At 37.4% G+C, this 21,395-nt stretch carries 21 protein-coding genes; 4 read left to right on the plus strand and 17 right to left on the minus strand.

All coding sequences use genetic code 11. The annotated features are described in order from the left end of the window. The first annotated feature begins 9 nt into the window (after positions 1-9). Positions 10-1,092, plus strand: coding sequence for an FUSC family protein (locus tag DCE79_RS15765; protein ID WP_108713927.1), 1,083 nt, complete (start codon positions 10-12; stop codon positions 1,090-1,092). 41 nt (positions 1,093-1,133) lie between these two features. Here the strand turns inward: DCE79_RS15765 and DCE79_RS15770 are convergent, their stop codons facing one another. From DCE79_RS15770 to mutY, 14 genes are all read right to left on the minus strand, one after another. Continuing rightward, positions 1,134-2,027, minus strand: coding sequence for an ABC transporter permease (locus DCE79_RS15770; RefSeq protein ID WP_108713928.1), 894 nt, complete (start codon positions 2,025-2,027; stop codon positions 1,134-1,136). Positions 2,028-2,043: 16 nt separating this feature from the next. Then, positions 2,044-3,048 (minus strand): ABC transporter permease, encoded by a 1,005-nt coding sequence (locus DCE79_RS15775; protein ID WP_108713929.1) that lies wholly within the window; start codon positions 3,046-3,048, stop codon positions 2,044-2,046. A 124-nt stretch (positions 3,049-3,172) separates the two neighbouring features. Continuing rightward, a complete protein-coding gene (locus DCE79_RS15780; protein WP_108713930.1) occupies positions 3,173-4,816 on the minus strand; it encodes an ABC transporter substrate-binding protein in 1,644 nt (547 codons plus the stop codon). 31 nt (positions 4,817-4,847) lie between these two features. Next, positions 4,848-5,828, minus strand: a complete 981-nt coding sequence (locus DCE79_RS15785) for an ABC transporter ATP-binding protein (protein WP_108713931.1) — start codon at positions 5,826-5,828, stop codon at positions 4,848-4,850. Next, positions 5,803-6,819: an ABC transporter ATP-binding protein gene (locus tag DCE79_RS15790; protein ID WP_108713932.1), complete on the minus strand. Its 1,017-nt coding sequence runs from the start codon at positions 6,817-6,819 to the stop codon at positions 5,803-5,805. Before DCE79_RS15790 ends, DCE79_RS15785 begins: the two co-directional genes overlap by 26 nt. A gap of 264 nt (positions 6,820-7,083) precedes the next feature. After that, on the minus strand, positions 7,084-7,971 hold the full coding sequence (locus tag DCE79_RS15795) for an ABC transporter permease (RefSeq protein WP_108713933.1): 888 nt from the start codon (positions 7,969-7,971) through the stop codon (positions 7,084-7,086). Positions 7,972-7,987: 16 nt separating this feature from the next. Next, positions 7,988-8,992 (minus strand): ABC transporter permease, encoded by a 1,005-nt coding sequence (locus DCE79_RS15800; protein ID WP_108713934.1) that lies wholly within the window; start codon positions 8,990-8,992, stop codon positions 7,988-7,990. 73 nt (positions 8,993-9,065) lie between these two features. After that, positions 9,066-10,658: an ABC transporter substrate-binding protein gene (locus DCE79_RS15805; RefSeq protein WP_108713935.1), complete on the minus strand. Its 1,593-nt coding sequence runs from the start codon at positions 10,656-10,658 to the stop codon at positions 9,066-9,068. 30 nt (positions 10,659-10,688) lie between these two features. Next, positions 10,689-11,672 (minus strand): ABC transporter ATP-binding protein, encoded by a 984-nt coding sequence (locus DCE79_RS15810; protein WP_108713936.1) that lies wholly within the window; start codon positions 11,670-11,672, stop codon positions 10,689-10,691. Then, positions 11,669-12,658, minus strand: a complete 990-nt coding sequence (locus tag DCE79_RS15815) for an ABC transporter ATP-binding protein (RefSeq protein ID WP_108713937.1) — start codon at positions 12,656-12,658, stop codon at positions 11,669-11,671. Before DCE79_RS15815 ends, DCE79_RS15810 begins: the two co-directional genes overlap by 4 nt. A 282-nt stretch (positions 12,659-12,940) precedes the next feature. Continuing rightward, positions 12,941-14,665 (minus strand): ABC transporter ATP-binding protein, encoded by a 1,725-nt coding sequence (locus DCE79_RS15820; RefSeq protein WP_199912283.1) that lies wholly within the window; start codon positions 14,663-14,665, stop codon positions 12,941-12,943. Between the two features lie 172 nt (positions 14,666-14,837). Further along, positions 14,838-15,386, minus strand: a complete 549-nt coding sequence (locus DCE79_RS15825; protein WP_108713939.1) for a nucleoside tri-diphosphate phosphatase — start codon at positions 15,384-15,386, stop codon at positions 14,838-14,840. Between the two features lie 206 nt (positions 15,387-15,592). Further along, positions 15,593-15,817, minus strand: a complete 225-nt coding sequence (locus DCE79_RS15830; protein ID WP_108713940.1) for a hypothetical protein — start codon at positions 15,815-15,817, stop codon at positions 15,593-15,595. A gap of 82 nt (positions 15,818-15,899) precedes the next feature. Next, on the minus strand, positions 15,900-16,955 hold the full coding sequence (mutY, locus tag DCE79_RS15835; RefSeq protein WP_108713941.1) for an A/G-specific adenine glycosylase: 1,056 nt from the start codon (positions 16,953-16,955) through the stop codon (positions 15,900-15,902). A gap of 115 nt (positions 16,956-17,070) precedes the next feature. Between mutY and DCE79_RS15840 the strand changes: the two genes are divergently transcribed. After that, a complete protein-coding gene (locus tag DCE79_RS15840) occupies positions 17,071-18,060 on the plus strand; it encodes a metal-dependent hydrolase (protein ID WP_108713942.1) in 990 nt (329 codons plus the stop codon). Between the two features lie 49 nt (positions 18,061-18,109). Here DCE79_RS15840 and DCE79_RS15845 read toward each other — a convergent pair whose 3' ends face one another. Genes DCE79_RS15845 through recX form a run of 3 tightly spaced genes read right to left on the minus strand, consistent with a single transcriptional unit; the run spans position 18,110 to position 19,512 of the window. Further along, a complete protein-coding gene (locus DCE79_RS15845) occupies positions 18,110-18,379 on the minus strand; it encodes a YfhJ family protein (RefSeq protein ID WP_108713943.1) in 270 nt (89 codons plus the stop codon). Between the two features lies 1 nt (position 18,380). Continuing rightward, positions 18,381-18,710: a YfhH family protein gene (locus DCE79_RS15850; protein ID WP_108713944.1), complete on the minus strand. Its 330-nt coding sequence runs from the start codon at positions 18,708-18,710 to the stop codon at positions 18,381-18,383. Further along, positions 18,703-19,512, minus strand: a complete 810-nt coding sequence (gene recX / locus DCE79_RS15855) for a recombination regulator RecX (RefSeq protein ID WP_108713945.1) — start codon at positions 19,510-19,512, stop codon at positions 18,703-18,705. The genes DCE79_RS15850 and recX overlap by 8 nt, the downstream gene beginning before the upstream one ends. 106 nt (positions 19,513-19,618) lie before the next feature. Here recX and DCE79_RS15860 point away from each other — a divergent pair, with 106 nt between their 5' ends. Together DCE79_RS15860 and DCE79_RS15865 are read left to right on the plus strand one after the other, a co-directional pair. Further along, entirely contained in the window at positions 19,619-20,521 is a 903-nt protein-coding gene (locus DCE79_RS15860) for a TIGR01777 family oxidoreductase (protein ID WP_108713946.1), read from the plus strand. Between the two features lie 51 nt (positions 20,522-20,572). Further along, on the plus strand, positions 20,573-21,361 hold the full coding sequence (locus DCE79_RS15865; RefSeq protein ID WP_108713947.1) for a polysaccharide deacetylase family protein: 789 nt from the start codon (positions 20,573-20,575) through the stop codon (positions 21,359-21,361). Positions 21,362-21,395: the final 34 nt, after the last annotated feature.

Below are 21,395 nucleotides of genomic sequence, written 5' to 3' on the forward strand. Positions count from 1 at the left end.
AACCTTTATATGAAATTAGGTGCACGCGTATTAAAAACCGGTGTCGCCATTGTATTTGCCTTATTTTTAGCTGAATTAGTCCATGCCCCTTCCCCTTTATTTGCGGGAATTGCAGCAGTATTTGCCATTCAGCCATCCATTTACCGCTCTTATCTTACTATTATTGAGCAAATACAAGGAAACTTAATCGGTGCAACGATCGCTGTCATTTTTGGACTTGTATTCGGTCACCACATTGTTTCCATCGGGTTAGCTGCCATTATCGTGCTTGGTCTGATGATGAAATTGAAATTAGAAAAATCGATTTCATTAGCACTAGTAACCGTTATCGTCATCTTAGGTGTACCTGGTGATGAATTTTTAAAGTTTGGTATTATCCGTTTTGGAACTGTGATGCTTGGAGTATTTGCAGCATTTATCGTTAATCTGTTATTTTTACCACCTAAATACGAAGTAAGATTATTCAAAGATATTAATTCTTTACAGGATGATATTATTCGTTGGACGAGATTAGCAGTTCGTCAAGCAAGTGAGCATACATCTACTAAAATGGCGATCAATAAATTAAACTCTCGATTAAAAAAGCTTGAAACGATGTATGGCCTATTTAAAGAAGAACGTAATTATTTTAAAAATCAAAAGCATGTAAAGGCTCGAAAACTTGTTGTCTATCGTCAAATGATTACCACTTCGAAAAAAAGTTTAGAATTGCTCATGCGTTTACATAAACATGAGAATGAACTCGCGAAATTACCAAAACAATTTCAAATAATTATTCAAGAACGATTGGATTTTTTACTCACATATCACGAGCAGCTACTATTAAAATACACAGGTAAATTAAGACCAGAGCATTCGAAATGGACACGTAATGAGGAGTACTTGCAAGGTGGCGAATTAATGGAACAATTCATTAAGCAAATTGCCGTTGCTCAAGAGGATGAGCAATTTTCAAGCTATCATTTACTTTATATCTTATCGCGTATTTTAGATTACGAGGAAAACCTTGAGCATTTAGATACACTCATCGTTTCTTACCGAAGCTATCATAGTAACGAAAAAAATCTCGATTTAGAATCAGATTTCTATTAAAAAATGAGGGGCACAGTTGATATCCTGTACTCCCTCATTTTTTAGTTTTTCATCTTTGGATCAAGCGCATCACGCAAACCGTCTCCCATTAAGTTAAAGCCAATTACAGTAAGCATAATCGCTAAACCAGGGAATATCATTGCCCACGGTGCATTTAGTAAAAACATTCGTGCATCAGCTAGCATTTTACCCCACTCTGGTTGTGGTGCTTCTGCTCCAAGACCAAGAAACCCTAATGCTGCAGCTTCAATAATCGCTGTTGCAATTGCCAATGTCCCCTGTACAATCACAGGTGTCATGGAGTTCGGTAAAATATGTTTCCATAAAATCCGCGAATTTTTCATTCCAATTGCTTTTGCAGCATGGATATATTCTTCTTCTTTTATACTCAATACACGCGAACGAATGAGTCGTCCGAAGCTTGGAATATTAATAATTGCAATCGCTATTAACGCATTACGTAAAGATGGTCCCAAAATTGATACAACCGCGATTGCCAATAAAATACTTGGGAATGCCAGCATAATATCAAAAATGCGTGAGATAATCGTATCTACAAAGCGTCCATAATAGCCTGCAATAATTCCTAAAAAACTACCTACAACAGCTGAAATTAGTACTGCAGATAGACCAACAGTTAACGAGATTCGAGCGCCATGTAAAATTCTCGAAAGAATATCGCGACCTAAGTCATCTGTCCCAAACCAAAATTCAGTGGATGGAGGCTGCAAGCGGAGACTTAAGTTTTGCTCGTTAATCCCTTGTGGTGCAATAAGTGGACCCACAATTGCAAGAATAACAAAGAATATAACTATTACACTACCAACTAAAGCCGATTTACTCTTTTTAAAACTATACCATGCTTCTTTCCATGGTCCATTTACTTTTTCTTCTTTTTCAATCATTAGAGATGGCTTTTGCACGAATTCAGTCATCTTATGCGCCTCCTTCCTAGTTGTACTTTATCCGTGAGTCAATGACTGTGTATAAAATGTCTACGATCAAATTTATCATAACGAATAAAAAGGCTACAATTAAAATTCCTGATTGAATAACCGGATAATCACGGAATCCAATCGCTTCATATATGTAGCGACCGATGCCTGGCCAACTAAATATCGTTTCAGTTAAAATGGCCCCACCTAATAACATCCCTGTTTGTAAACCAATAACCGTCAATACTGGTATTAATGCATTTTTTAATGCATGTTTATAAATAACAACAAACATTTTTTGACCTTTTGCACGTGCAGTTCGTACATAATCTGCTCGCATTACTTCTAACATCGATGCACGCGTCATTCGCGCAATTATCGCTGTTGGAATCGTTGCAAGTGCCAAACCTGGTAATAATAAATGCTTAAACACAACTACAAATTGGTCAAATCGACCTTGCAACAACGTATCAATTAAATAAAGGTTGGTAATTGCCGATACTGGATCACGTACTTCTTCACGACCTGACGTTGGTAACCAACCTAAATTTATACCAAAAACCCATTGTTCCATTAGACCTAGCCAGAAAATTGGCATTGAGACACCGATTAATGCGATCACCATTGCTAAATAATCAAACCAAGAATTTTGGAACCATGCTGAAATAATTCCTGCATTGACACCGAGAATAACGGCTAAGAAAATTGCAAAAAACGCTAGTTCAAATGTCGCCGCTAAATATGGCCAAACCTCTGTGAAAATTGGTTGCCTTGTTCTCAATGATTCTCCTAAATTACCAGTAAAAATACCTTTTAGATATTCAAAATATTGCACATACCATGGATTATCAAGACCAAGCTTGTTACGAAGTGCAGCAATAGATTCTGCCGTAGCTTGCTGTCCTAAAATTACTTGCGCAGGATCCCCTGGTATCGCTCGAATAATAAAAAATACAATAAAAGACATTCCAAGTAATACTGGTATTAAATGTAGTAGACGTTTGCCAATGTAGTGAAGCATGATCTTCACCCCTTTTACGTTTGTATTAAGAAAAAATTAAAAAGGGAGAGGCGTTTTACCTCCCCTTTTTAATCACTTATACCTCGGCATAAGTGCATCCGAATTTGTGATATCTATAAGAAAACTATTCCATTGAAACTTTATCTAATTTATCAGAGCCAGTCGGATGTGGTACAAACCCTTTCACACCAGCTTTAGCTGCAAGAAGAGGCGTTGAGTGAGCAAGTGGTACCCACGGCGCATCATCATGAATAATTTCTTGTGCTTTTTTGTATAAATCATTACGTACATTTTCATCTGTTTCAGATTGAGCCTTAATTAATAAGTCATGTACTTCATCATTTGAGTAAAATGCATAGTTATTTGACCCAATATTGTCTTTATCTAATAATGTGTAGATGAAGTTATCCGCATCCCCGTTGTCCCCGGTCCAACCAAGCATGAATGCATCTGCTTCACCATTTTTTGCCTTTTCTAAATATGTTGCCCACTCAAATGTAACGATCTTAGACTTCATACCAACATCTTCTAAATTCTTTTGAATAACTTCTGCCACTTTTGCACCGTCTGGCATATATGGACGTGGAACTGGCATTGCCCATAATTCAATTTCCTTACCATCATAACCAGCTTCAGCTAATAAAGATTTTGCTTTTGCTGGATCATATGGGTACGGCGATAATGCATCGTTATAACCGCTAATTGAAGATGGCATTGGGTTTACTGCAACTTCTGCGCGTCCTTCAAAGAATGCATCAACAATAGCTTGTTTATCAATCGCATAGTTCACTGCTTGACGAACTAATTTGTTGTCAAATGGTGCACGTGTATTTGTTAAACCTAAGTAACCGATATTCATCGATGGACGCTCGATTAATTGTAATTCTGAATTTCCTTCTACCATTTTACCATCCGATGGATTAACACCATCTGCTAAATCAATATTTCCTGCCATTAATTCATTTAGACGAGCAGAGTTATCAGGAATTGAACGGAAAATAACTTTATCTAATTTTGGTAAACCATCTTGCCAGTAGTCAGCGAATTTTTCAATTGTAATTGAGTCATTACGTTTCCACTCTGTAAATTTGAATGGACCTGTACCTACTGGATTATCACCAAATTTATCACCAGTTTTTTCAAACTCTGTTGGTGAAGCGATACCGAATGGGCTCATCGCTAAGTTTTTTAGGAATGGAGCTTGTGGACGTGAAAGTGTGAATACAACTGTGTAATCTCCATCAGCTGTTACTTCTTTAATAATGTCTTCGCCTTCTGCTTTAAACATTGAGTTGAAGTAGTAGAAGTCGTCCTCTGTTCCACCTTTCCAACGATTAACGTTTTTAATTACCGAATCGGCGTTAAAGTCCGTACCATCGTGGAATTTTACCCCTTCTTGTAATTGGAATGTGTAAGTTAAACCATCGTCACTTACTTTCCATTCTTTTGCTAAACCTGGGTTGATCGTTGTATCTTTCTCTCCGAAGTTTAGTAATGTTTCAAATAAATTTTGCGTAACTTTAAATGATTCACCGTCTGTTACGATACCTGGATCAAGTGATACTGAATCTGCACCACGTCCAAATACTAACACTTGAGGTGTTGAAGAACTTGAATCATCTGTCGTACCTGAATCTGTATTTGTCGTGCCTGAATCTGTATTCGAACCAGTCGACGAGTCTTCATCATCAGAGTTACACGCTGCTAAAAATAATGTCATTGTTAAAAGCATCACGAAACCTAGTAAATACTTTTTGCCTTTCTTCATAAAATACCCCCTATTAATTAGTAATCTATTATCATTGCTGCGCCTCATTATATAAATGACACGCAACAGAATGACCTGATTTCACTTCCTGTAACTGCGGAACAGCTATTTTACAACGCTCCATCGCAAGTGGACAGCGCGTATGGAATGTACACCCGGGCGGTGGATTTGATGGACTTGGTATATCCCCCATTAAAAGAAGCTGATCACGCTCAAATTCTGGGTCTGGTATTGGAACCGCCGATAACAATGCCTGTGTATATGGATGTAAAGGCTCGCTATACAAAGATTCACTTTCAGCTAGTTCTACTAATCTACCTAAATACATCACACCTACGCGGTCACTAATATGACGAACTACCCCTAAATCATGAGCGATAAAAATATAAGTAAGCTTTAAGTCTTCCTGCAACTTTTGCATTAAATTTAAAACTTGTGCTTGAATGGAAACATCGAGAGCTGAAACAGGTTCATCCGCAATAATAAGTTTCGGATTCGTCATGAGTGCTCTTGCGATACCAATTCGTTGACGTTGCCCCCCACTAAATTGGTGTGGATAACGCTTCGCATGATAGGCACTTAACCCGACAATTTCTAAATATTCATGTACTTTCTTTTTACGTTCTTTAGCATTCCCTATCCCATGCACGATGAGTGGTTCTTCTAATATTTTTTCGACGGTGTGTCTAGGATTTAACGAAGCATATGGATCTTGGAATACCATTTGAATGTCCCGACGCGCTTTACGCAGTTGTTCTGAATTTAGCTTCGTCAATTCCATACCATTGAATGTAACTGAACCATCTGTAGGTTCATGAAGTCGCATAATGGCACGACCTGTTGTTGATTTACCACAACCAGATTCGCCAACAATGCCAAGCGTTTCTCCTTCAAATAACTCAAATGACACATCATCTACTGCTTTCACATCTCCTACATGACGAGAAAACATGCCCTGACGAATTGGAAAATACTTTTTTAAATTTTCAACTTTTAACAGCACTTTCGACATATGCAGGACTCCCTTCTACATCAAGTAAGAAACATCGCCCTTGATGCGATGAAGATGTTTCATAGAGCGGTGGATTTTCCATCATGCATCGTTCAAATGCAAATTCACAACGTGGTGCAAAACGACAACCCGTCGTAATGGAACCTGGCTTCGGAACATTGCCAGGAATTGAATAAAGTGAATCCTTTTTAAAACGCATGTCAGGTACAGATTGAATGAGACCTTTTGTATATGGATGCTGTGGGTTTTTGAAGATTTCATTGACTGGTGCTTCTTCAACAATTTGACCAGCATACATAACAATGACACGTTCACATGTTTCTGCCACTACCCCTAAATCGTGAGTAATCAAAAGTACCGCTGTATTAAGACGTTCATTTAATTCACGTATTAATTTTAAAATTTGGGCTTGAATCGTTACATCTAGTGCGGTTGTTGGTTCATCCGCAATTAAAACTTTTGGGTTACAAACGAGTGCCATCGCAATCATGACACGCTGACGCATCCCTCCAGACAATTGATGTGGATAATCTTTTATGAGCTCCTCTGCACGAGGTAATCCTACTAGCTTCATCATTTCAATTGCTCGGTTTTTTGCTTCCTTTTTGGACCATTTCGGATGATGAATTGAAATCGCTTCTACTAATTGATTTCCAATCGTAAACAGTGGATTTAGTGACGTCATCGGTTCTTGGAAAATCATCGCAATATCATTCCCTCGAATTTTACGCATTTGCTTGTCACTAAACTTTGAAATATCTTCTCCTTTTAATAAAACTTCACCGTTTGTAATTTTTCCAGGTGGACTTGGTACTAACCCCATAATGGATAATGATGTTACACTTTTTCCACAACCTGATTCTCCTACTATCGCAAGAACTTCTCCTTCATGAATTGAAAAGCTAATTCGATCCACAGCTGCTACATTTCCACTATCGGTAAAAAAGGTTGTTTCAAGCTCTTTTACTTCAAGAATGGCTTTTCGACTCACACGACCACCTCTTATTATCAGAAAATTAAAAGTATTTTAACATATTTTATTATACACATTGGTAATTTACAACATTATTGTAAAATATGTATATGCATGCTTGATTAAACTACTTTTTTCTATAATCCTCTCTTTTAAAATATTAATGTATTAAAGTGAGGTATAAGTTTATATGTTCATCTAAACAAAAAAAGGTTATCTCTTATCTAAACTTTCAGATAAGAGATAACCCTTTTTTCTTTACGTATACAATTGAAGTATAAATTAGTTTTTCATTTTTGGATCTAGCGCATCACGCAAACCGTCACCCATTAAGTTGAAGCCAACAACCGTCAACATGATCGCGATTCCTGGGAAAATCATTGCCCATGGTGCGTTAATAAAGAAAATACGCGCATCCGCTAACATTTTTCCCCACTCTGCCTGAGGTGCTTGTGCGCCAAGACCTAAGAAGCCAAGTGAAGCAGCTTCAATAATCGCTGTCGCAATCGCTAGTGTCCCTTGAACAATAACGGGTGTCATGGAGTTTGGTAAAATATGTTTCCATAAAATACGCGCATTTTTCATCCCAATGGCTTTTGCCGCTAATATGTATTCTTCTTCTTTAATCATTAATACGCGAGAACGAATGAGTCGTCCAAAAGTTGGGACATTAATAATTGCAATCGCGAGTAATGCATTTTGAAGTGATGGACCTAAAATTGATACAACTGCAATCGCAAGCAAAATACTTGGAAACGCTAGCATAATATCAAAAACACGTGAAATGATTGTGTCTACCCAACGTCCGTAATAACCAGCAATAACTCCTAAGAAACTACCTGCAATGACAGATAAGATTACCGCCGAAAAACCAACGATTAACGAAATACTAGCTCCATATAATATACGTGAGAATATATCACGTCCTAAATCATCTGTTCCAAACCAGTGCTTACTAGAAGGAGATAATAAACGGTCCGCTAACGCTTGGTCATTCATTCCGTATGGAGCAACAAATGGACCAACAGTTGCTAAAATAATAAAGAACACAACAATAACTGCTCCAAACACGGCAGCTTTATTTTTTTTAAAGTTTCGCCACGCTTCTTTCCATGGACCAGCAACTTTTTCGGATTGTGTGCTTTTTGCTTTTGCTGCTAATTCTGACATGTCTGTTCTCCTCCTTCTAGTCGTATTTAATACGTGAATCGATGACAGAATATAAAATATCGACAAGTAAATTGATCATTACAAATATGAACGCAACGATTAGAATACCCGATTGAATTACCGTATAGTCACGATAGCCAATTGCTTCGTAAATGTATCGACCAATTCCCGGCCAACTGAAAATTGTCTCTGTTAAAATGGCACCACCTAGAAGGGAACCAAGTTGTAAGCCGATAATTGTTAATACTGGAATTAATGCGTTTTTCAATGCATGTTTATAAACAACAACAAACATTTTTTGTCCCTTTGCACGTGCTGTACGTACATAATCTGAACGCATTACTTCTAGCATTGAAGAACGAGTCATACGCGCAATAATTGCCATTGGAATGGTTGCTAATGCGATACCTGGTAAAATTAAATGTTTTAGCGCGACAATAAATTGATCCATTCTTCCTTGAATTAACGTATCAATTAAATTAAAGTGTGTAATCGCCATAATCGGGTCGCGAACTTCATCACGTCCTGAAGTTGGAAGCCAGCCTAAGTTAATACTGAAAACCCATTGTTCCATTAAACCTAGCCAGAAAATTGGCACCGATACACCGATTAATGCAATAATCATTGCCACATAATCAAACCAAGAATTTTGGAACCAAGCTGAAATAATCCCTGCGTTCATACCGACAATAACCGCTATAATAATCGCAAAAAACGCAAGTTCAAATGTTGCTGCTAAGTAAGGCCAAACCTCACTCGAAATTGCCTGTTTTGTTCGTAAAGATTCACCTAGATCCCCAGTTAGTAGACCTTTTAAATAATCAAAATATTGCACATACCAAGGATTATCTAGACCTAATTTTGCATTTAATGCCGCTACTGCTTCTGCTGTAGCTTGCTGACCTAAAATAACTTGTGCAGGATTCCCAGGAATCGCGCGGATGATTAAGAAGACAACAAATGTCATCCCAAGTAGTACCGGTATTAAATGTAAAAGTCTTTTCCCTATGTAGTGAAGCATTGTCTTCACCTCTCCATTAAAAATAATTGGAAAGGAAGGTCAGGCAAGAAACCTTCCTTCCTTCACTTAAAAACTATTGAACTGAAACATTTTCTAAAGATTCTGAACCAGTTGGGTGTGGAACGTAACCAGTTACAAATTTAGCTGCACCTAATAATGGTGTAGAGTGTGCTAAGTTAACCCATGGAGCGTCATCTTTAATGATTTCTTGTGCTTGTTTGTAAAGATCATTACGTATTTCTTCATCTACTTCAGATTGAGCAGTAATTAATAATTTGTGTAGCTCATCGTTTGAGTAGTAAGAATAGTTGTTTGCACCAATATTATCTTGGTCTAATAATGCATATAGGAAGTTGTCTGCATCACCGTTGTCGCCTGTCCAACCTAAAAGATATGCATCTGCTTCCCCTTTAGAAGCTTTGTCAATATACGTAGCCCATTCGTATGTCACGATTTTAGATGGCATACCAACGTCTGCTAAGTTCTTTTGAATCGCTTCTGCAATTTTTTGACCGTCTGGCATGTATGGACGTGCTACAGGCATTGCCCATAATTCGATTTCTTTGCCGTCATAACCAGCTTGTGCTAATAATTCTTTTGCTTTTTCTGGGTTGTAATCATAATCTACTAAGTCATCGTTATAACCTGAAACTGAAGATGGCATTGGGTTTTTCGCCACATCTGCACGACCTTCAAAGAATGCATCAACGATCGATTGTTTATCGATTGCGTAGTTTACTGCTTGACGTACTAATTTGTTATCAAATGGTGCACGATTTGTTGTTAAACCTAAGTAACCAACATTCATTGATGGACGTTCGATTAATTGTAAATCTGCATTTCCTTCGATTTGAGATGCATCTGATGGATTAATACCGTCTGCTAAATCGATTTCACCAGTAACAAGTGCGTTTAAACGAGTAGAGTTATCTGGAATTGCACGGAAAATAACTTTATCAAGTTTTGGTAAACCATCTTGCCAATAGTTTTCATTTTTCACTAATGTAATTGAATCATTGCGTTTCCATTCAACGAATTTGAATGGACCAGTACCAACTGGATTGTCACCAAATGTATCTGGATTCGCTTCGAATGCTGTAGGTGATGCGATACCAAATGCAGCCATTGCGATATTTTTTAAGAATGGTGCTTGTGGACGAGTTAACGTCATCACAACAGTTGAAGCGTCTGTTGCTTCTACAGAAGAAATGATATCTTGTCCTTCTGCTTTGAACATTGAAGTATAGTAAGCGAAGTCTTCTTCAGCACCTGCACTCCAACGTGTAAAGTTTTTCACAACAGCTTCTGCATTAAAATCAGTACCATCATGGAATTTGATACCATCTTGTAAATGGAATGTATAAGTTAAGCCGTCTTCAGAAACTTCCCACTCTTTTGCAAGACCTGCTTTTACAGTTGTATCTTCTTCATTGAAGTTAAGTAAAGTTTCAAAAATGTTTTGTGTAACTTTAATTGATTCGCCGTCTGTAACTGCTGCACTATCAAGTGATACTGAGTCGCCACCGCGGCCAAATACTAAAACTTGATCTTTTGCTTTGCCATTATCTTCACCTTTATCAGCTGAGTCGTCTCCACCACACGCTGCAAGAACTGAGATAACAAGTAATAACGTAAGCCCTAATGACCAAAACTTGTTTTTCATCACTGAAAAACCTCCTAATTTCTTTAATTTATATCATTGCGCTTGTTCATCGTATAAATGACAAGCTACAGAATGACCAGGTTTAATTTCTCTTAATACGGGTGCTACTCTTTTACACGCTTCTGTTGCAAATGGACAACGTGTATGGAAGGTACATCCTGTTGGAGGATTCGATGGGCTCGGAATATCACCCGTTAATAACATTTGATTTCCTTTATACTCTGGATCAGGAATTGGAACCGCTGAAAGTAATGCTTGTGTATATGGATGTAATGGTTTTTCATAAAGTGATTCACTTGTTGAAAGTTCTACCATACGTCCTAAATACATCACGCCTACACGGTCACTAATATGGCGTACAACCCCTAAATCATGGGCAATAAAGATATACGTTAGCCCTAAATCTTCTTGAAGCTGTTTCATTAAATTCAGTACTTGTGCCTGAATTGAAACATCCAGCGCAGATACCGGTTCATCCGCTATAATCAGCTTTGGATTCGTCATAAGCGCTCTTGCAATACCGATACGTTGACGTTGACCACCACTAAATTGGTGTGGATAACGTTTTGCATGATATTCACTCAGTCCAACGATTTTTAAATAATCGAGTACTTTCTTTTTGCGTTCAGCAGAATCGCCAATTCCATGTACGATTAACGGTTCTTCTAAAATTTTTCCAATCGTATGTCTTGGATTTAACGATGCATACGGATCTTGGAATACCATTTGAATATCACGGCGCATTTTACGCATTGCTTCATCGGATAAAGCTGTTAAATCTGTACCATCAAAATGGATTGTTCCTTCTGTTGGATTCGTTAGTCGCATAAGTACGCGGCCTGTTGTCGATTTACCACAACCCGATTCCCCAACAATCCCTAATGTTTCCCCTTCAAATACTTCAAAAGAAACATTGTCTACCGCCTTTACATTACCTGTCACTCGAGACAATACGCCCGAATAAATTGGAAAATATTTTTTTAAATTTTCTACTTTTAATAGCACTTTTTCCGTCATGATTGTGCAGCCTCCTCCGCTAAGAAGCAGCGTGTTTTGTGTGTCGCTGAAACATCATATAACGCTACATTCTCTTCTTTACAGCGTGCAGTCGCAAATTGACAGCGTGGTGCAAAACGACACCCATGCGAGATGGAACCAGGCTTAGGTACGCTACCAGGAATTGAATATAGACTATCCTTTTTAAAACGCATATCTGGTACGGATTGGATTAAACCTTGCGTATATGGATGCTGTGGATTTTTGAAAATTTCATTAACTGGTGCTTCTTCAACAACTTGACCTGCGTACATAACGACAACACGTTCACATGTTTCTGCAACAACCCCTAAATCGTGGGTGATTAACATAATGGCCGTATTTAATCGTTCATTTAAATCACGCATTAATTTTAAAATTTGTGCTTGGATTGTTACATCGAGCGCTGTTGTTGGTTCGTCTGCTATTAATACTTTCGGGTCACATACCAATGCCATCGCAATCATGACTCGTTGACGCATACCGCCTGATAACTGGTGTGGGTATTCATCGATTAATTCCTCTGCTCGAGGTAAACCTACAAGCTTCATAATTTCAATGGCACGTGCACGGATTTGTTTTTTCGACCAAGATTTATTATGTATACGAATCGCTTCAGATAATTGATTTCCAATCGTAAATAAGGGATTAAGAGAAGTCATGAGCTCTTGGAAAATCATCGCAACATCTTTCCCACGTACTGTTCGCATCTCCTTATCTGTTAATTTTGTTAAGTCTCGATCACGCAACAAAATTTCGCCGCCTGTTATTTTTCCAGGAGGGCTTGGTACTAATCCCATAATCGATAGAGAAGTTACACTTTTACCACAACCTGATTCTCCTACAATCCCAAGAATTTCACCTTCCCGAATATTAAAACTAACATTGTCAATCGCTCTTACTGCGCCATCGTCTGTGAAAAAGGTTGTCTCTAAACCTTTCACTTCAAGAAGTACATTGCGTGTCATCTAGCTCTCTCCTTTTTCTGACAATAGATTTTAGAATAGTCATAATAATATACTAATAAAATGCAATTTACAATATTCAGAATAATAATAAACTACAGAAAGTTAGTTAAATTGTTAATTTTTGTTCATTTTTACCTTTTTTGTATACTATTTTCGTTTGTATTTATTTTGCGTAAAATACCTTTCTCGCTATTTAAATATAAAAAAAACTGTTTATGTTTGATTTTTCAAACGTAAACAGTTTTTTATTTTTAATTTATTATGTGTTAAATTTTTTTTGCTTTAGTCTAAATGTTGCACTTGGAAAAGGTTATAATAGACCCCTTCTTGTTGCATCAATTGAGCGTGATTGCCCGACTCTACAATTTTTCCGTATTCAATGACAAAAATTTTGTCTGCATGCGTAATTGTAGAAAGTCTATGTGCAATGACAATTGTTGTTCTGTCATGTGCTAAGCGATCTAGCGAATCTTGAATCAATGCTTCACTTTCCAAATCTAATGCTGAAGTAGCCTCATCTAGTACTAAAATTGGCGGGTTTTTCAAGAATACTCGTGCAATCGCAACACGCTGCTTTTGACCACCCGATAATTTCACACCGCGCTCGCCTACCTTTGTGTTATAGCCCTCAGGTAAGTTCATTATGAAATCATGTGCATTTGCTGCTTTTGCTGCAGCAATAATTTGTTCATCCGTTGCACTAGGATTCCCCATTAAAATATTTTGTTTCACTGAATCACTAAATAAAATATTGTCTTGTAGAACAATCCCAATTTGTGAGCGCAATGAATGAATCGTTACATCTTTAATATTGATATTATCAATATTCACTGCACCTGTAGTTACATCATAAAATCGTGGAATTAAACTGACTATGGTCGATTTTCCTCCACCACTCATCCCGACAAATGCTACAGTTTGTCCTGGTTCAATGGTAAAATCGACGTTATTTAAAATCGTCTTACCATTGTCCTCATATTGAAATGAAACGTGGTCAAATTGTAATTTTCCTTTTGCTAGTGGTAAATCAATCGCATTTTCTTTATTTTGTACGTCATATTTTTCATCCATTAATTCAAACATACGGTCCATCGATGCAATCGATTGAGTTAACGTTGTCGATGAACTTACTAATCGACGTAATGGTCCATAAAGTCGTTCAATATATGCATAAAACGCGACCATCACACCAATTGAAAGATCCCCATTTAAATATTGATAGCCAGCGAAACCAATAACGATTAATGGTGCCATATCTGTAATTGTATTCACAACAGCAAAGGACTTGGCATTCCAGCGCGAGTGCGCCAATGCTTTATCTAAAAACTCTCCATTTGTTTCGTCGAAAATTTGCTGTTCATGCTTTTCAAGTGTAAAGCTCTTGATAATGCTCATACCTGCAACACGTTCATGTAAGTAGCTTTGTACACCAGCAAGTGCTTGCGAGCGTTCACGTGTTAGGCTTCGTAATTTACCGAAGAAAAACTTCACGCTAATTGCATAAAACGGTAGCGCAATGAGCGAAACAATTGTCAGTTTTACATCCATCGAAAACATTATGCCGATCACGATTAAAATCGTTGCAAGGTCTAACCATAAATTCATAAGTCCTGTCATAACAAAGTTTTTCGTTTGCTCAACATCGTTAATAACACGTGAAATAACCTCTCCAGCACGTGTATTCGCATAATACTTTAAACTTAATTTTTGTAGGTGTCCGTACAATTCTTTACGAATATCAAATAAAATATTATTACTTAAATTTTGTGCAAAGTATTGGCGGTAATATTCAATTGGTGGACGAATAATAAAGAACACGACAAGCGCGATTCCAATCCACGTAAACAATTTATCTGTTTTTTCTTGTTTTGTTAATACTTCACTTAATAACACATCATCTAAAATCACTTGCAAAAGCCATGGTAAAAACAATGGAATCGCAAATTTCATAATCCCGATAATAATCGTTAAAAAAAGTAAAAACTTATATGGTTTTACAAAACGCATATATCTTTTAATACTATTCAATGCAAAACACTTCCCCCTTCAGTCAATTTTGCAACAGCCACTATCATATCATAATTTTTTATTTTCTAATGGTAGGTACGCTTATATATCTTTACCACGAAACGAAAAGAAAAACACAAGCGAACATTTTTCACGCTCGCTTGTGTTTTCCTTACTCTTTATTTGCTTGAATTTCGCTTATTAACTCATAACGGTTTGTCCAGGATTGAATAAAGTCAGGTGCAAATGGTCCACGTCGTTGTTCAATCCAACTTATTAACGTTTTCACATTGCGTTTTAAGATTTTATCAATCACTTCCGGATAATTCATTTCTTTTTTGTGCTGCTCGTATTCATCTTCGTCTAGTAATGTGTAACTCATATCTGGGAACACTTTTACATCTAAATCGTAGTCGATGTACTTTAAGCAATTATTATCAAAGGCAAAAGGAGAGCTGATATTACAATAGTAGTAAACACCGTCTTCTCTTAGCATACAAATAATATTGAACCAAAGCTCTGCATGGAAATAACAAATAGAAGGTTCTCTAGTCAACCAAGTTCGTCCATCTGATTCCGTTACGAGTGTTTTTTCATTCGCACCGATAATGATATTTTTAGTCGCCTTTAAAACCATCGTTTCTTGCCAGACACGGTGGATACTACCATTGTGCTTGTAACTATGTATTTGTATCGTTTCTCCCTCAATCGGTAATGCCATCTGAAGCCCCACCTTTTCGTCATAGCTAAAAATTCTAGCGGTCTTTATTGTATTATAACAATGCTTTAGCAAAACTTGTAGTTCGAATGCTATTATTTTCAATATTGTTTGAAAAAAATCCGCAATTTTTTGACAAAAAGAAAAAAGCACATTCATATGAATGTGCTTTTCCATAAAATATGCTATACAACTTTCATGTCAACGCCTTAAAAGTTGTTATTATTACGTTTTGCAAATTGCATATTTTGTTGTTCTTGATCGCGTTTTTGTTTTTGTTTTTGTTGCTCTACTTCATTGAAGTTTAGCTCCTGAGCAAACTCTTCATTATTATTTTGCTGTTGGTTTTTCGAGAATGGATTGTTTTGCTTGTTCTGGTTGTTTTGCTTATTTTGGTTGTTCTGGTTGTTCTGGTTGTTTTGATTTTGTCTCATCAATATCACCTCCATGACCATTATTTTGGACTGAGATGAAATGAAATATGCATGAGATTTTGAGAAAAGTTTTAAAATCGTTTTATTTTAGTTTGTCCCAAATTTTTAACATGGGTACGGGCATTGGTAATAGATTGATTTGTTCTTTTGTGAGAAATGCAGCATCTTCAGGTAATGTTCCTTCACTCTTACAATCGACTAAATGACTTTCAATTTGCCACTTTAAATGGGAAAACACATGTTTAAAATCAACAATTGGTACAGCTAATTGTTTGTCTAAAACAAGTCCATATTGCTTTTCAAGTTTTGACAAGCTGTCCTCGCCTTCTAAACGTTCCACCATAATAAACTGCCACATATTAGCAAGAAGCCCTGCGCTTGAGCGCTTCTCCATTAAAAATCGGCCGGATGGATCACGTACAACAAACACATCATACTCGATACTTTTTGTTTTCACTTTTTTTGATTTCACCGGTAATGTTGATGGATCGCCCTCTTGAAAGGCTGTGCAATAATCACGTACAGGACATAGTAAGCATTTTGGTGAAGTCGGTGTACAAATAACCGCGCCTAGCTCCATTAATCCTTGGTTAAATGCGGATGTGTTATTTAAATCGATTAATTCAGTCACAGCATCCTCAAAAATTTTCTTTGTTTTCGGTAAGGAGATATCGGCGTCGATGTTTAATACACGACTTAATACACGCATAACATTTCCATCTACAGCATGCTCGGGTTTTCCGTATGCAATACTTAATATTGCACCAGCTGTATAAGGTCCTACACCTTTTAGTTTTGAAATATCTACGCGATTGTCTGGTACTTTTCCGCCGTACGTTTCGACGACTTCTCTTACGCCTGCTTGTAAATTGCGCGCACGGGAATAATATCCGAGACCTTCCCACATTTTTAAAAGTTCTTCTTCTGATGCATAGGCTAAGTTTTCCGCTGTCGGGTACTTTTCTATAAAACGGTTGTAATAAGGGATAACAGTATCCACTCTTGTTTGCTGTAACATCACTTCAGACACCCAAATTTTATAAGGCTCTTTCGTGTGACGCCACGGCAAATCACGTTGTTCTTGTTTAAACCAGTCGATTAGTGCTTTTCGAAATTGTTTTGTATATTGGTAGTTCACAATGTCCTCCAAAAATTCGATTTTATTTCCTTGAAAAAGGGTATATTATAAAGATAAGAACCATTGTTAAATATTTCCGTTCTATAACGGTTCCACTAACGAGGGGATGATAAATTTGGATTCAGGCACACATTTCGTTATGGGAATTGCTTTAGGTGGATTGGCACTTGCTGATCCTGTCGTAGCAAGTCATCCAATCACTTTTACAGCTGTTATGGCAGGTGCAATTATTGGTTCGCAAGCACCTGACGCTGATACCATTTTAAAGCTTCGTAATAATGCTGTATATATTCGTCATCATCGTGGCATTACACACTCTATTCCCGCAGTCCTTTTATGGCCATTATTGATTACAGGCGTATTATCACTATTCTTATCCACTACGGATGTTTTCCATTTATGGTTATGGACACAACTTGCTGTTTTTCTACATGTATTTGTTGATATTTTTAATGCCTATGGTACACAAGCACTTCGTCCATTTTCGAAAAAATGGGTGGCGCTCGGTGTCATTAATACATTTGATCCGTTTATTTTTGGAATGCATTGCGTCGGTATTTTATTATGGGCGTTTGGTGCAGATCCAGTACTTATATTTAGTATCATGTATATAATCATTGCTTTTTATTATGTGGTACGTTTTGCATTACAAAAGGCGATAAAGGCAGCTGTTCATAAAGAGCTACAAGACGAAGAATTTGTCATCGTGGCTCCGACAATAAACTTCTTTCAATGGAAAATCGCCGCAAAGTCCAAAACGCATTTTTATGTCGGTCGTGCTTATGGAAGATCGGTTAACATTTATGACAAGTTCAAAATCGAACCGATTCCTAAAACCAAACTTGTTGAAAAGGCCTTAAAAGATCCAAACCTTGATGCCTTTTTATCGTTCTCTCCTCTTCATCGTTGGGAAATTGCTGAACTTGAGAACGGCTTAATGGAGCTGCGCTTAATCGATTTACGTTATCGTAGTAAGGATCGTTATCCATTCGTTGCAGTCGCTCACTTAGACGATAACTTACAAATTGTAAATTCTTATACTGGTTGGATCTTTACAGAAGAAAAGCTTCAAAAAAAATTACAAATTGGTGCAGGAAATGAATAAATGAAATAGGCTGTACTGTTAGTTGCCACTTCCAGTACAGCCTTATTTTTTAGTTTACTGTATCTTCACTATCATTTAATAAGTGCGCATATTTCGGGTTCTTCGCCGCAAATAAATGTAGCTTATCCCCGTAGCTTTCGATTAATTGGCTCACTAATTTTGCTGTATATTCTGCGCCTCGGTAATCCATTCCAGCTTTAGCTGAAGTCGATTCGAAGTCACTGCATAATAGCTCCACCCAAGTTCGAGCGCGTCCAATCGGTAATTCAGGATTTTTTTCTACCAATTGCTGCGTTAACTTTTCGTATAATGTTTCCATATTACTTCCCTTCCTTCATTGGTCGTAAAATTGAAACAGGTAATGCTTCTTCAAAACGATCTGAGCCTAAACGGTGCCCCCATGCAAAACGCCCTTTTAAATAATCCACTTGGAAAAAATCGCCTGGTGAACCCGTAATACGGTACATTTCACCTGGAATAATTGTTGATAAATCTACTAAATAAGCTTCTGCTAATAAGGCTTTGCGTTCATAAACTGCGTATTCGTTAACGATACCTAGCTGTTCTGATTTGCGTGCTCTTTCACGTAAGTTCGCAATTTCTTGACGTAATTCTTGTTCTGTCATAGCGCTATAAGTTACTTCATTCATTTTGTTCTTGCTCCTTCTGTTCGATAAAATCATTAATTACTGCTATTGGAAATCCCTTTTGATAAAGAGCTTGCTTTACTTTTTGATGCAGTCCAGAGCTTGTAAACTTTGAAGCATATTTACGCCAAACTTTTTCACCCTGGCTTTCGATTAGTGCCGGCCACTCATCTTCTTGACGTTCTAGCTTAATTTTCTCTAGTATTTCCTTTGCAACTGCAAACGAATATCCTTTACGTAGCAATACATCTTGTATTTTTTGTTTCACCTGTGAGGGTGTTTTATTTTGACTCGATCGGACTGCTTTTTCTGCCAATTCCATCGCGAGCTTCAACTGCTCATCATGGCTAAAGGTTTCGAGTACTTGCTCTTGTAAGCCTTTATCGATTCCTTTTTGCTTTAAATCTTGTCTAATGGCAGCTGGACCCTTTTTGGCCGTGCGCTTTCTAGTTTCCAGTAATGCCTTTGAAAAGCTTTCATCATTTAAAAAGCCTAAGTTCGTTAATTTATATAGCGCTTCTTGTACAACTGCTTCACCATGCCCTGCTTGCAGAAGCTTTGTTTTCACTTCATGCTCACTACGCATTTGAAAGCTTAAGAAACCTAGTGCTTTATTAAATGCCTTGGCGATTTCATCTTCATATTGTATTTCATCTATTTCGATTTGCTCAAGTACTTTGCCTTTTTGCAAGCCGAATTTTATAAGGGTACCTTCATCTACTGGAAAAGCATATTGTTCGTTTAGATAAATATTGTAGCGCTCTTTATTGTTTTTTTGACGTGCAATTTTCGTAATGACTTGCATAGTTACACCTCGCTTTATTCCATTACCTTTCAGTATACATCTTTTTACTTTGACTTTCATTGAACGGTATACTGAAGATACTATATTTCACAAGGAGGGATTTCGTATGAAAATTGCCATTTCAGGTGGGACAGGTATGGTGGGACGTAAATTTAGTGAGCTTTTGTTAGCTACTGGTCATGAAGTGATTATTTTAACACGCGGTGAAAGTCATGAGGCTAGGGGTATTCGATACATACAATGGTTAAAAGATGATGCTAAACCAGAACTCCAATTAGAATCGTTAGATGCGTTTGTCAATTTAGCGGGTGTGTCGTTAAATGATGGACGATGGACAGAAAAGCAAAAAGAAAAAATTTACGCAAGTCGGATGGATTCAACGGATGAAGTATTACGTATATTTCATGCTTTACAACAGAAACCGCGCGTCTTTATTAATGCGAGTGCTGTTGGTATTTATCCTATTTCTGAGACAGCTATTTATACGGAACAATCTCCTGAAAAAGCACATGATTTTTTAGGGACGGTCGTACAACAATGGGAACAACATGCAGTTGAAGCAGAAAAACTTGGCATTCGCACTTGTCTCACACGCTTTGGCGTTATTTTAGCAAAAGATGAAGGTGCCCTACCAATGATGGTATTGCCTTATAAATTAGGTGTTGGTGGTACGATTGGTTCAGGAGCTCAGTGGATAAGTTGGATTCATGTTGACGATGTCGCACGTGCTTTATTATTTGTAATTGAAAATGAAGAACTATCTGGTCCGGTTAATTTTACAACACCAAACGTTAAACGCATGAAAAGTTTCGGTAAAGCGATTGGGACAGCACTTCATCGACCTCACTGGTTCCCCGTTCCAGCTGCTATGTTAAAGCTTGCACTGGGTGAACAAAGTGTTCTCGTATTAGAAGGTCAGCATGTGCTACCTGAAAAATTAATGAATGCAAATTACGAATTTCAATTCGTATCTATTCAAGATGCGATTCGCGACTTATATAAAAGCTGAATAAAATTATTTATTTAACGCAACCTACGTGAAAAGGAGGTTGCTTTTTTTATGTATAAACAGCATGTAGTCGGTGTTTTCTTAGTTATTATGGCTACTTTTATATCGTTTATGACCATTGCACGTGCCGAAGAATTCCATTGGGGATTCAAACCGAGTCGCGATGGGGAAACTGTTGAAATTGGTGAACCACTTGAAGGCCTTTTAAATAAGTACGGAGCGATTTATAAAGATACTGCCGAACAAAAAATTGTTTATTTAACATTTGATAACGGTTACGAAAATGGCTTTACTGAAAGCATTTTAAAAACGCTCCGTGATGAACAAGTTCCCGCAACCTTTTTCTTAACAGGTCATTATTTAACGAGCGCGACTGATTTAGTAAAAACAATGATTGCTGATGGTCATATTATTGGCAATCATTCTTACGGACATCCGAATATGGCGCGGCTCTCGACAAATGAAATGGAAAAAGAATGGAAACAATTTGACAACAAACTTCATGAATTAACTGGTATCGAACGCACCTTTTATGCGCGCCCACCAGAAGGGATTTTCAACGAAGAATTGTTGAAAGTAGGTCAAACGAATGGCTACCGTCATATTTTTTGGTCCATTGCATTTAAAGATTGGCTAAAAGATGAACGTAGAGGTTACGAATATGCCTATAATGCACTCATGCAACAACTGCATCCAGGCGCTATTGTTTTAATGCATACAGTCGCACAAGATAATGCAGAAGCACTTCCAAAATTCATTCAAGACGCTAAAAAACAAGGCTATTCGTTTCAATCACTCGATGATTTAGTACTGAAGAATGTGGATATCACCGTCCCCTAGCATTTCAAAAAAATCCCGATTCTTTTCTTTCCCT

This window comes from Lysinibacillus sp. 2017, from assembly GCF_003073375.1.
Taxonomy (GTDB): Bacteria; Bacillota; Bacilli; order Bacillales_A; family Planococcaceae; genus Solibacillus.

What these genes read in the sequence shown, in the direction of transcription:
- DCE79_RS15765 (WP_108713927.1), top strand. Translation starts at nt 10, where the DNA reads ATGAAATTAGGTGCACGCGTATTAAAAACCGGTGTCGCCATTGTATTT.
- DCE79_RS15770 (WP_108713928.1), bottom strand. Translation starts at nt 2,027, where the DNA reads ATGACTGAATTCGTGCAAAAGCCATCTCTAATGATTGAAAAAGAAGAA.
- DCE79_RS15775 (WP_108713929.1), bottom strand. Translation starts at nt 3,048, where the DNA reads ATGCTTCACTACATTGGCAAACGTCTACTACATTTAATACCAGTATTA.
- DCE79_RS15780 (WP_108713930.1), bottom strand. Translation starts at nt 4,816, where the DNA reads ATGAAGAAAGGCAAAAAGTATTTACTAGGTTTCGTGATGCTTTTAACA.
- DCE79_RS15785 (WP_108713931.1), bottom strand. Translation starts at nt 5,828, where the DNA reads ATGTCGAAAGTGCTGTTAAAAGTTGAAAATTTAAAAAAGTATTTTCCA.
- DCE79_RS15795 (WP_108713933.1), bottom strand. Translation starts at nt 7,971, where the DNA reads ATGTCAGAATTAGCAGCAAAAGCAAAAAGCACACAATCCGAAAAAGTT.
- DCE79_RS15800 (WP_108713934.1), bottom strand. Translation starts at nt 8,992, where the DNA reads ATGCTTCACTACATAGGGAAAAGACTTTTACATTTAATACCGGTACTA.
- DCE79_RS15810 (WP_108713936.1), bottom strand. Translation starts at nt 11,672, where the DNA reads ATGACGGAAAAAGTGCTATTAAAAGTAGAAAATTTAAAAAAATATTTT.
- DCE79_RS15815 (WP_108713937.1), bottom strand. Translation starts at nt 12,658, where the DNA reads ATGACACGCAATGTACTTCTTGAAGTGAAAGGTTTAGAGACAACCTTT.
- DCE79_RS15820 (WP_199912283.1), bottom strand. Translation starts at nt 14,665, where the DNA reads ATGCGTTTTGTAAAACCATATAAGTTTTTACTTTTTTTAACGATTATT.
- DCE79_RS15825 (WP_108713939.1), bottom strand. Translation starts at nt 15,386, where the DNA reads ATGGCATTACCGATTGAGGGAGAAACGATACAAATACATAGTTACAAG.
- DCE79_RS15830 (WP_108713940.1), bottom strand. Translation starts at nt 15,817, where the DNA reads ATGAGACAAAATCAAAACAACCAGAACAACCAGAACAACCAAAATAAG.
- DCE79_RS15845 (WP_108713943.1), bottom strand. Translation starts at nt 18,379, where the DNA reads ATGGAAACATTATACGAAAAGTTAACGCAGCAATTGGTAGAAAAAAAT.
- DCE79_RS15850 (WP_108713944.1), bottom strand. Translation starts at nt 18,710, where the DNA reads ATGAATGAAGTAACTTATAGCGCTATGACAGAACAAGAATTACGTCAA.
- recX (WP_108713945.1), bottom strand. Translation starts at nt 19,512, where the DNA reads ATGCAAGTCATTACGAAAATTGCACGTCAAAAAAACAATAAAGAGCGC.
- DCE79_RS15860 (WP_108713946.1), top strand. Translation starts at nt 19,619, where the DNA reads ATGAAAATTGCCATTTCAGGTGGGACAGGTATGGTGGGACGTAAATTT.
- DCE79_RS15865 (WP_108713947.1), top strand. Translation starts at nt 20,573, where the DNA reads ATGTATAAACAGCATGTAGTCGGTGTTTTCTTAGTTATTATGGCTACT.